Source organism: Bradyrhizobium centrolobii (assembly GCF_001641635.1).
GTDB lineage: Bacteria > Pseudomonadota > Alphaproteobacteria > Rhizobiales > Xanthobacteraceae > Bradyrhizobium > Bradyrhizobium centrolobii.
This window is the reverse complement of the sequence record NZ_LUUB01000131.1, coordinates 70,060-79,778: the sequence shown is the minus strand read 5'-3', so window position 1 is coordinate 79,778 and position 9,719 is coordinate 70,060. Positions and strand designations below refer to the sequence as shown.

At 60.2% G+C, this 9,719-nt stretch carries 11 protein-coding genes; 1 reads left to right on the top strand and 10 read right to left on the bottom strand.

The genetic code is table 11. The features are described from left to right. The 5 genes from AYJ54_RS46310 to AYJ54_RS46295 all read right to left on the bottom strand — a co-directional run. On the bottom strand, positions 1–1,015 hold a 1,015-nt coding region (locus AYJ54_RS46310; RefSeq protein WP_063709238.1), incomplete at its 3' end, for a glutamine synthetase beta-grasp domain-containing protein. Positions 1,016–1,058: 43 nt separating this feature from the next. Next, positions 1,059–1,409 (bottom strand): [protein-PII] uridylyltransferase family protein, encoded by a 351-nt coding sequence (locus AYJ54_RS54270; protein ID WP_430641481.1) that lies wholly within the window; start codon positions 1,407–1,409, stop codon positions 1,059–1,061. A gap of 221 nt (positions 1,410–1,630) precedes the next feature. Next, a complete protein-coding gene (locus AYJ54_RS54265) occupies positions 1,631–1,768 on the bottom strand; it encodes a hypothetical protein (protein ID WP_430641478.1) in 138 nt (45 codons plus the stop codon). Positions 1,769–2,576: 808 nt separating this feature from the next. Continuing rightward, complete coding sequence (locus AYJ54_RS50420; protein ID WP_347337257.1) at positions 2,577–2,723, bottom strand: hypothetical protein; 147 nt, start codon at positions 2,721–2,723, stop codon at positions 2,577–2,579. A 712-nt stretch (positions 2,724–3,435) separates the two neighbouring features. Beyond that, the gene (locus AYJ54_RS46295) at positions 3,436–4,698 is read right to left on the bottom strand and encodes an epoxide hydrolase family protein (RefSeq protein ID WP_082906152.1); all 1,263 of its coding nucleotides are present in this window, start codon (positions 4,696–4,698) and stop codon (positions 3,436–3,438) included. Positions 4,699–4,838: 140 nt separating this feature from the next. On the opposite strand from AYJ54_RS46295, the gene AYJ54_RS46290 reads away from it, so the two are divergent. Beyond that, positions 4,839–5,426, top strand: coding sequence for a TetR/AcrR family transcriptional regulator (locus AYJ54_RS46290; RefSeq protein WP_063709225.1), 588 nt, complete (start codon positions 4,839–4,841; stop codon positions 5,424–5,426). A gap of 69 nt (positions 5,427–5,495) precedes the next feature. Here the strand turns inward: AYJ54_RS46290 and AYJ54_RS46285 are convergent, their stop codons facing one another. Genes AYJ54_RS46285 through AYJ54_RS46265 form a run of 5 tightly spaced genes read right to left on the bottom strand, consistent with a single transcriptional unit; the run spans position 5,496 to position 9,715 of the window. After that, the gene (locus tag AYJ54_RS46285; RefSeq protein ID WP_063709224.1) at positions 5,496–6,140 is read right to left on the bottom strand and encodes a flavin reductase family protein; all 645 of its coding nucleotides are present in this window, start codon (positions 6,138–6,140) and stop codon (positions 5,496–5,498) included. 3 nt (positions 6,141–6,143) lie between these two features. After that, positions 6,144–6,905: an enoyl-CoA hydratase/isomerase family protein gene (locus tag AYJ54_RS46280; protein WP_063709223.1), complete on the bottom strand. Its 762-nt coding sequence runs from the start codon at positions 6,903–6,905 to the stop codon at positions 6,144–6,146. A gap of 2 nt (positions 6,906–6,907) precedes the next feature. Further along, positions 6,908–7,375 (bottom strand): acyl-CoA thioesterase, encoded by a 468-nt coding sequence (locus AYJ54_RS46275; RefSeq protein ID WP_063709237.1) that lies wholly within the window; start codon positions 7,373–7,375, stop codon positions 6,908–6,910. A gap of 11 nt (positions 7,376–7,386) precedes the next feature. Next, positions 7,387–8,166 (bottom strand): citryl-CoA lyase, encoded by a 780-nt coding sequence (locus AYJ54_RS46270; RefSeq protein ID WP_063709222.1) that lies wholly within the window; start codon positions 8,164–8,166, stop codon positions 7,387–7,389. Positions 8,167–8,176: 10 nt separating this feature from the next. Continuing rightward, positions 8,177–9,715 carry an AMP-binding protein gene (locus AYJ54_RS46265; protein ID WP_063709221.1) on the bottom strand — a complete coding sequence of 513 codons (1,539 nt, stop codon included), beginning with the start codon at positions 9,713–9,715 and terminating at the stop codon, positions 8,177–8,179. Positions 9,716–9,719 lie beyond the last annotated feature (4 nt).

The following is a 9,719-nucleotide window of genomic DNA, read 5'->3' as shown; positions in this document are numbered from 1 at the left end:
CGGTCGGCACGGACGAGATCGTCTTCAGGATCTGCGAAGCGATCTGGTATGGGTCGCCCTGCGAGTTCGGACGGCGGTCTTCCAGATAGCCCTTGTAGCCGTTGTTGACGAAGGAGTGCGGAACGCGGATCGAGGCACCGCGGTCGGCCACGCCATAGCTGAACTTGTTCCAGGGCGCGGTCTCGTGCTTGCCGGTCAGACGCTTGTCGTTGTCCGGGCCGTAGACGGCGATGTGGTCCATCAGGTTCTTCTCGAAGGCCGCCATCAGCGCCTCGAAGTACTCCTTGCCGCCGACTTCGCGCATGTAGGCGGTCGAGAAGTTGGCGTGCATGCCGGAGCCGTTCCAGTCGGTGTCGCCGAGCGGCTTGCAGTGGAATTCGATGTCGATGCCGTACTTCTCGGTGAGGCGCAGCATCAGGTAGCGGGCCATCCACATCTGGTCGGCAGCGGTCTTGGAGCCCTTGCCGAAGATCTGGAATTCCCACTGGCCCTTCGCGACTTCCGCGTTGATGCCTTCATGGTTGATGCCGGCCGCGAGGCAGAGGTCGAGATGCTCTTCGACGATCTTGCGGGCGACGTCGCCGACGTTCGAGTAGCCGACGCCGGTGTAGTACGGGCCCTGCGGCGCCGGATAGCCGGCGGTCGGGAAGCCGAGCGGACGGCCGTCCTTGTAGAAGAAGTACTCCTGCTCGAAGCCGAACCAGGCGCCGGCGTCATCGAGGATGGTGGCGCGCTTGTTCGACGGATGCGGGGTCTTGCCATCGGGCATCATGACTTCGCACATCACCAGCACGCCGTTGGTGCGGGCGCCGTCCGGGAAGACCGCGACCGGCTTCAGCACGCAATCCGAGCTGTGGCCTTCGGCCTGCTGCGTGGAGGAGCCATCGAAGCCCCAGAGCGGAAGCTGCTCGAGCGTCGGGAACGACGCGAATTCCTTGATCTGAGTCTTGCCGCGCAAATTCGGAGTCGGCGTATATCCGTCGAGCCAGATGTACTCGAGCCTATATTTTGGCATTTTGGCCTCTTGGTTGATATTGATCATAGTTGTGGAAGCACCTTCACACCGAGGTGCGGACGCTTTTAACGCCTACGGCAGCGAGCACATTGCGCCTGTGATAACGGAAGATATCCAGCAGGAGAGGCTCGGTGGATTTGTGGGGGGCGTCCAATCCGAGCCGGCAAGCGATGCCGGGTTGGAGCGACAAGCTAAGACGGTCTTCCGCTCGACCCGCGAGTAAATGCAGATGACACCGCATAAGCCACAAGAAGCGGTGCGCCTCGATAAGCGACGCTTGTGTGAGCGGCATGGGACGTCCCGACGCGGGCGTATTTGCCCAGATTGCGCGCTGCAAGTCCCGCAGGCCACCGGGACCTCGCTTGAGGTCAGGCTCATCCTCCAAAGCTTGCATTTCGCGTGGTGCAAAGCGATGAGCGCTCGCCAGAGCATCGCCAACCGCGTCTCTCCAGCGTCCTGCGTCAGGTCCGGAGAGGAGGGCTGTCATATCGCTATCGAGGGACCCGAACAAACCGAAGCCGCCCCATAGGAACCGCCGGTCAACGAGACCCGCAAGAACGGTGGCGTCATCTTTAGCAAGCTCAAGGCATTCACTGACCGACCGCGCCGCATGATCTACCACGAATCCGAGATCCCAGAGGCTTGCGACGACTGCACTGTGCAGGCCTTCGTCGCTGGTGCGACACCTCCAGCGCGGGCTCGGCTGCTTTCGGGGAGGAGAAAGAGCAAGTCGAGGTCGGAGCCGGGGGCCATTTCCTTTCTCCCGTACCCACCCACCGCAATCACTGCGAGTGGAGCGACCATGCTCCTGCCATGTATTCCGCTTGATATCGATGCAACGTGGAGCAGACCGATAACTGCGCTATCCGCAAGTTTCGCCCTACCGCGTAGGTAGTCCTCGGCTGAACCAGCCGATTCAAAGCGCTCGCGCAAGGTGTCATGTGCCTGTGTTATAAGCGGTCGTAGTTCTTTCACTCGATCGAGCGCCTTGCAGCCGCTTTCCGCAATGGTTCGCAACGTGTGTCGGATTGTGGCACTGGGGGTGTCGCCGAAATTGGAGTTCGGCCGGAAAGATGAAGATCTCGGGCTTGGTGTCAGTACTGCCGTGCCAAGGACGCTATCAACCGGAGCGTGGCTCGCTGGGTCGTTCGGAGAACTTGCGAACGGCTCAGCCAAACCTTGTCGTCCTCTCATGTTCGCTCCTGGTCGTTGCCCGCTTGAGTGAGCGGATCCGAATGCACCAAGGATTTAGCGAAGCGTCGTCACAGGGCAGTTTCAGAAATGGCGAAACTTGGTTACGCCTGAAACTCATCGGGACTAGGGAGCGGCTGTTTCGCGAGACACAGGACCGGATCGTCGCTTCGCGCTGCGCCTTATGGTCCGTCCACCAGAACTGGAGTGATAAGGCCGTACATCCGCCTAGCGCGCTCGGCGCGTGCGCGCCTAGGGCTAAAGGCTTACGTGGGACCCTTTTTCCTCTGCAATAAGCAATTGAGGCTGCGGCAGCTCCATCGGTGCCATTGATCTGCCAGCGAGCGATTCCACCGCGTTCATCCTTCAGCTAGTTTTGGTTGTTGACCGCAAGCCGCAAAAACTGCCGCTTCATCGCGTTGACCTTGGCGAGGTACGCCGTGACGAGGTGATCGCCGCAGCGCTCGCCTGCCATCACCTGGAAGCCACGGCGTACGAAGGCCCGCGCGGGCCCCATCGCTCGGCACCTTGTCGAGAGCCCCGCCCACGAAAAAGAGGAGCTCGGTCAGCTTGCGGACCACCTGATAGGCGACGTTTGCCAGCGAGACTACCGTGACGATCGTCGCTACGAAGAAAGCGATCCGAACCGCCGCGGGTGCAGTGGCCAGTTTGCGTCGCGCCTACCGGGCGGCTCGCCAGTCACAAACCGAACGCAGTAAGGTGTTCCAGCTTTGCTGAACTCGTTTCTTGCGAAAGCCGGGCTTGGCGGGGGGCGACGAGGACACCGGGAGGGACAGCCTATTCTGCGCCGGCATGCGATACCACGCCACTAAGCTGCGAAGCGACGGCGAAAATGTCCGGCTTCTCCACTTGCTCCGCTTGCGAGACTCACAGAAAAAATGACGCCGTCCCAGGACGGACCTAACGTTACATTTGGATATTCGCTTATGTCTAGATCGACTTGTGACTTACCGACGGCCGGCTACGCGATTGTCGTCGACGGCCGAATCAAGACCGAGTTCACGACGAAGGAGGGCGCCCAGACGGGTGCGAGAGATCTAAAGCGGCGATTTCCAATGCTGCAGGTTAAGGTCTATGACGCAGAGGCGAGATCGGATGAGGAAGTTCTGCTCGCCTGAGGTGGAGCGGTACTAATTGCAAGCCCGATCGGTGCGGCTTACCGTCCATGTCGCGGCAACGATGGTTTCGTCTGCGATGCGGTCTGTGGCTCAGCCTCGGAATGGTCTGAAGGCTTGCCACATTTCCTTCGCGAAGATTTCCGGCTGCTCGAAAGCGGCGAAGTGTCCACCCTTGTCTACTGTGTTCCAGTAAAACAGGTTTGGGTAGGCTGCTTCGGCCCAGGATCGCGGGGCGAGGAAGGTTTCGCCAGGGAAGATGGTCGCCCCCATCGGAAGATCGATTGGGTCGGACGAGGCGCGCGAACTCGAGAAGAAGCTGTTTTCCCGGATCGTGTTTCCGACACCTTCCCAGTAGAGGCGCGCACTCGAGGTTCCTGTGCCGGTGAACCAGTAGAGGGAAATATCGTCGAGCATCTGATCACAGGTGAGGGCATCTTCCGGAAGGCCACGGTTATCGGTCCATTCCCAGAACTTCTCGTACATCCACATGGCGAGCGCCAACGGCGAGTCGTTCAGCGCATAACCGATCGTCTGTGGTCGCGTATTCATCTGGTCGGCATAGCCGGCCATTTGATTGAGATAGTACTCAATGTCTTCCAGGGCCTTTAGTTCTTCCTTGCTTGGCTGCGCCGGAGCCGATTTGGGGACGACAAGAGGCAGGTTGACATGGGCGGCCAACAAGCCCTGCGGGCGCTGGCTGGCCATGGCATGGGTGATGGCCGAGCCCCAATCCCCTCCCTGCGCCACCCAGCGGCCATACCCGAGCCGCTCCTGCATCAGCATCGCCCAGGCTCTCGCAATGCGCGCCGGATTCCAGCCCTGCTCAGTGGGTTTGTCGGAGAAGCCGAAGCCCGGTATCGACGGTACGACCACGTGGAAAGCATCTTCAGCCCGTCCGCCGAATCTTGTCGGGTCAGTCAGCCGGTCGATGACGTCCAGAAATTCCGCCACCGAACCCGGCCATCCATGGGTGAGGAGAATGGGGAGGGCCTGCGCATGAGGCGAGCGTGCATGAATGAAATGAATGCCGACACCGTCAATGCGCGTGCGGAACTGCGGAAAGCGGTTGAGGCGCGCTTCGAACTTCCGCCAGTCATAGTCGTGGATCCAGTAATCGACCAACGACTTTGCGGCAGATAGCGGCACTCCCTGCGACCAGTCGCTCGCTGTCTCACGGTCGGGCCATCTGGCGATGCTGAGCCGCAGGCGCAGATCGTCGATGGCGGCTTGGGGAATACGGACGTCGAAGGGCGCGAGGCTGTCCGGCGCCGGGGGCAGCACCAACGCCAAGCGAGCGTCAGGGTCGCCGGCGGAAAGCGATCGCGAACCCGGCGACATAGCAACAGCGGACATATTCAACTCCAGATGACCCCACCAGCGTGAACCGCTCGGCGAGTGATATTTTGTAACAACTGCTACAACATTAGTGTCGAACGATTGGCATCCGCAAGGAATTTTTTAGCGACTGCTACAAATTTGTGTATGATCCTGTGATGGCACGCAAAATTGCATTCGATTACAACAGGGCGCTCGACAAGGCGATGTGGCTGTTTTGGAAGAACGGCTACGCCGAGACCGGATTGCGCGATCTCTTGAAGGTCATGGATATCGGCGAAGGCTCGTTCTACAACACCCTCAAGAGCAAGAAGGAGCTCTATCTATCGTGCCTGCAGCGCTACGAGGACACGGTCGTCCGTACGCGGATCCAGGCGTTGCTCTCGGCGCGCACCGCGGCTGAAGGAATTCGCGCATTCTTCAACGCTGTCCTCGATTGTCTGGACAACCCGAGTACACCGTCCCCTCTTTGCATGCTTGCCGCAATGGCGACCGAAGAGGTGTTGTCGGAGCCTGATCTGCGAAAACGCGCTGAGGGCAGCCTGGAAAACTTGCAGCTGTTCCTGCGCGAACAACTGAGTCGGGATCGAGACAAGGGATTGCTGCCCCCTTCGTTGGATTCGCGGACCATTGCTCTGGTCATTACAACGTACTTGCAAGGCCTCTGGCGCATGGCGCTGGTGGATTATGAGCGCCCCCGTTTTGAGCGACAGATCGATGCGTTCTTGACCGGGTTGGGGCTCTAGGTGGAATCGCACGACAACGGAATCGTCTTCCAGAGACCAGGCGATGGCGGCCCAAGCGCCGCTGCGCGGTTAGTCCGGCCGAACCATTTCGAACATAGTTTCGGGTGTCACCTCGAAATAGTCTCCTCGCCGGCCGGCGCGTGCGATCGGGCGCGCGAGCTCGGTGTGGTAGACGCCGTCTTTGATAAAAGCCTTATCGATATGAACGGCCACAACTTCGCCGAGCGTCAGCCAGGCCTCCGCTTGTTCGCCCTCCGCGCCCTTGAGCTGGATGATTTCTGTTAGTCTGCACTCGAAGGACACCGGGCTTTCCGCCACGCGCGGCACGTTGACGAACTTGCTCGGCGTTGTCGTCAGTCCGGCGATTGCGAACTCGTTGACCTCACGGGCGACATGAGCTGCGGTCGCATTCATTTGCCTCGCGAGATCAATGGTTGCGAGATTCCAGCAGAACTCCCTGGTTTCCTGGACGTTCGCAATGGTGTCTTTCCAGCCCGTCGAGGAGAAGCCGACGATCGCTGGCGTGTAGCAAAAGGCGTTGAAGAAGCTGTACGGCGCGAGGTTGATGTTGCCCTTGGCATCGCGCGAGGAAATCCAGCCGATCGGTCGCGGTGCGACAATGGCGTTGAAAGGATCATGCTTCAGGCCATGCCCTTTGGCCGGCTCGTAGAAGTGAATGTCCTTCGGCGCGGCGCGGGTTTCCTTTTGCTCCATTGCTTACATGTCCTGCCAGAACTTATCATAGCTGGGCTTGCGCCGTTCATCGAAGGATCGCAATCCTTCTCGCCACTCAGCGGGTGGAACATCTTGGGGCGAAGATACCACTCGCGCCCAATCCGTTTCGCCGTGGTGGGCAAGGTTTCGCTTTGCGGCAGCTATGGCCCCTGGCGGCGCTGACTGAACGATACTCAGCGCGAGGTCGATTGCGCTTGAAAGTACGTCAGCCGTTGGGACCAGGCGGTTTGCCAACCCCCATTCGACGGCCTCAACTGCACTCAATCGGCGGCGGGTCAATATCAACTCGATCGCACGTCGGGTACCGGCGACCCGATAGAGGCGAGCGAGTGCAGTGTTGGGGATCACACCGTGCCCCAATTCCGGGAGGGCGAAGTAGCTCTCCGCCCCCATCACCACAAGATCGCAGGAGAGAGTCAGTTCAAATCCACCGCCGAGAGCTCCGCCCTGAACCGCCGCTATCGTGGGACGTGACTCCTCGGCCAATGCGCGAAACAGAAGAGCGGGATCCGTCGGATCGGGAGCGCCGCTCATCCAACCGTCCTTCAGGTCGTCTATGTTGGCGCCCGCGCAGAATACGGGTCCATTTGCTGCGATCACGATGGCTCGTGCTTTTTCGACGCGAGACCTCTCCAGCAGCTCAAGCAGCATCGAGACCGAAGCCCTGGAAAGGGCATTGCGTCGCTGCGAATCATTCAAGGTGAGAATGGCGACTGCGCCGTCGCGGCTGTACAGGACGGCCATGTTCAAGCTCCCGCCGAATTGGAGGAATCGCCGAGGTCTCCGAGGAGGTGTCGCCGGATGTCGTTCGGAATGGCATGCGGCTTTCCCGCTTTAAGCAGCACGCAAGACGCTACAGCGGAAGCCACGCACGTACCGTCGCGGAAGATGGCTTGCAGGACCTCGAACGACGAACGGCCGATGTGGGTGACCGTCGAGCCGATATCCAGCTGCCCAGGATAAAAGATCTCGGCATGAAATTCGATGTTCAGCCGTCCGACAACGACGTTTAATCCGTTCATGAGGCGACTTATTGCGGGAGCTGCAAAGAGCTCCATGCGACCACCTTCCAGGAAGCTGGCGATCGAGGCATTGTTGACGTGCCGGAACTGATCTGTATCTGCGTTCCGCAGCTTCTCGCGGCTCCAGAACCGGAAACGGTCCGGCGTTGGCCTTTGAGTCGAAGGAGTGGGAAAAGCCGGATCTCTACTCATCCGACGCTCCTTCACTCGCGTGGGCGGGAGTGCTCGGTGGCCTCGTGCTCGATCCGATAATAGATCTCCTCGGCCATGGGCTGACGCATTTCCTCGATGATGTGCCCAACAAGCCCCACCGCACGAGCTGCCACTGCCAGTCCGCGGCACATCTTCCAGGGCAGCTTGAACTCCGAGGCAATGGCTGCCATTGCGCCGGTGACGTTCACGGGGAGCGGTCGGCCGTATTGTTTGCTTGCCTCTGCTCCGATGTTCTCCATGAGCTCCACGTAACGACCGCGAAAGCCGGTTTCTTGAGCGACTTTGAACAGCGCCGGTGTGCGCGGATCGATCGGCTTGTGAAAGGGATGGCCGATGCCCGGAATAATCTCGTGTCGGCCTCTGTAGGCACTGACGATGTTGGCCGCCACTTCCTTGAGATCGACGGACGCCTGTGGGTCGGGCAAGGCGTCCTGGAGCATCTTCGCCGCGTTGTCCAGCGAGCCCACAAATACAGAACCTAACCCCAATAGTCCCGCAGCGACCGAAGCCTGGACGGCCTCTGGCGCGCCGCAGTAGGTCATGCGCGTGGCGAGAGAAGAGGGCGTAATTCCGTGCTCGACCAGGATCACCATCATGGCGTTGAACATGCGAGCTTCGTTCGCGCTTGGAAGGCGAGCGAAAATCTCCAGGAACGCCATTTGTCCAAAATCGACGACCCCGACGATCTCGGAACAGAGATCCAGGCCATGGACCTTGATTTGAGTGGGAGTCGCCCAGGCGATGTCTGATTTGATCTCGTGTCGTTTCATTTCAACCTCATCAAGTGATCATCGGAGCGGAGCTGAGGAGCTGGGAGGCATGCTCTCTTAGGGTCGCCTTGCGGATTTTCGTCCCGTTCGGGCCGTCGATGACCGGAAACCCGTCGACCTGAACGATGCGACGCGGGACCTTGTAGTTTGCGATGCCTTCTCGACAGTAGGAGAGAAGCTCCGTCTCGCCGATCTTGCGGTCGGCGCGAACAAAGGCGACCGCAACGTCGCCTTCTCCCTCGATACGCACGCCAACGACCTGAGCGGCCGACACAACCGGGTGCCGGCAGAGAAACGCCTCTATTTCGCTTGGGTCGACCAGATAACCGCGCAAGCGCAGGCCGTCACCGATGCGCGAAAGGAAGACGAACGCCTCGTGCTGCGCATAGGCGAAATCACCGGTTCTGAACCAGCCGTCGGATGTAAACGACCGCGCGGTTGCGGCCTCGTTGTTCAGGTAGCCGGGCATTACATTGTATCCGCGTATCTGCAACTCGCCGGTTGCGCCGGGCGGTACCGGCGCTCCGCTCTCGAGCTCGACGATACGAAAGGCCATTTCGCCGGATAGCAAACGACCGCCAGGTATTGATCTGGCTTCGATTGGCTCGGAGGGCGAGCGCGCGGCCATGAGCGCGAAGCCTTCGGATGAGCCGTACACGCTCACCAGACGCAGGCCCCATCTATCTTCGGCAGTCCTCATCACCCGATCGGTGAGACCTGCGAAATCCGCAAAGCCCCCGGCACGCAACGTCGAGAGTTTCGCCGCAGGGACGTTGAAGATGGCATCCAGCAGCCCGTCGGAACCAAACACATGGGTGACCGCATGCCGCTCGATCGCCGATGCGGCTTCGGACGCCTTGAAGACCGGCATGAGAACGCAGGCCCCACCGCCCGCCAACGTCGCGATGGCTTGGACAAATCCCAGGACCCCATAGAGGGGTAATGCACAAAGCGTCTTGTCTCCGGGATGGATGTCGAATGCAGAAGCGACGGTGAGGGCATGGGTGCGGCAGCTCTGCTGGTCGTGAATGGCAAGTTTCGGCGCACCCGTCGTTCCGGACGTGCTGAAGGTACAGAGCAAGTCTCCCGGCTGGCCGGCAGCTTCAAGATGACCATCGGCGCCCGCGTGGAAACGGGTTGGGTCGATTACCTCAACGACGTGTTCGAGAGTGGCTGCTTCACCTTGGATATCGCGGGCGATCTGCGCGAAGGCCACATCAAGGAAGTTGGTCGCCGCCACGACGGCTTTTGCACGAGACAACGCGATGACATGGAGCGCTTCGGCGCGTCGATATCTCGTACTGATCGGAACGACGAGAATCCCATGGCTCGCGGCGGCAAACAGGAACTGCAGCCAGGTCGGGCCATCCGGCAGCCAGAGCGCGATCACGTCGCCACGCTTCATCCCGAGGCTGCTCAGAAAGGCGGCGGCGCGGTTCGATGCTTCGGTGAGATCTTTGCGCGTAGCAATGTAATCGCCCAAATAGATCGCCGGCTCGTCGACGTAGTCATCAAGCAGCCCGAAAAAGGGGGCCGGTGTTCCACTCATTGTG

What these genes read in the sequence shown, in the direction of transcription:
- AYJ54_RS46265 (WP_063709221.1), bottom strand. Translation starts at nt 9,715, where the DNA reads ATGAGTGGAACACCGGCCCCCTTTTTCGGGCTGCTTGATGACTACGTC.
- AYJ54_RS54270 (WP_430641481.1), bottom strand. Translation starts at nt 1,409, where the DNA reads ATGCAAGCTTTGGAGGATGAGCCTGACCTCAAGCGAGGTCCCGGTGGC.
- AYJ54_RS46290 (WP_063709225.1), top strand. Translation starts at nt 4,839, where the DNA reads ATGGCACGCAAAATTGCATTCGATTACAACAGGGCGCTCGACAAGGCG.
- AYJ54_RS54265 (WP_430641478.1), bottom strand. Translation starts at nt 1,768, where the DNA reads ATGGCCCCCGGCTCCGACCTCGACTTGCTCTTTCTCCTCCCCGAAAGC.
- AYJ54_RS46285 (WP_063709224.1), bottom strand. Translation starts at nt 6,140, where the DNA reads ATGGAGCAAAAGGAAACCCGCGCCGCGCCGAAGGACATTCACTTCTAC.
- AYJ54_RS46275 (WP_063709237.1), bottom strand. Translation starts at nt 7,375, where the DNA reads ATGAGTAGAGATCCGGCTTTTCCCACTCCTTCGACTCAAAGGCCAACG.
- AYJ54_RS46295 (WP_082906152.1), bottom strand. Translation starts at nt 4,698, where the DNA reads ATGTCCGCTGTTGCTATGTCGCCGGGTTCGCGATCGCTTTCCGCCGGC.
- AYJ54_RS50420 (WP_347337257.1), bottom strand. Translation starts at nt 2,723, where the DNA reads ATGGGGCCCGCGCGGGCCTTCGTACGCCGTGGCTTCCAGGTGATGGCA.
- AYJ54_RS46280 (WP_063709223.1), bottom strand. Translation starts at nt 6,905, where the DNA reads ATGGCCGTCCTGTACAGCCGCGACGGCGCAGTCGCCATTCTCACCTTG.
- AYJ54_RS46270 (WP_063709222.1), bottom strand. Translation starts at nt 8,166, where the DNA reads ATGAAACGACACGAGATCAAATCAGACATCGCCTGGGCGACTCCCACT.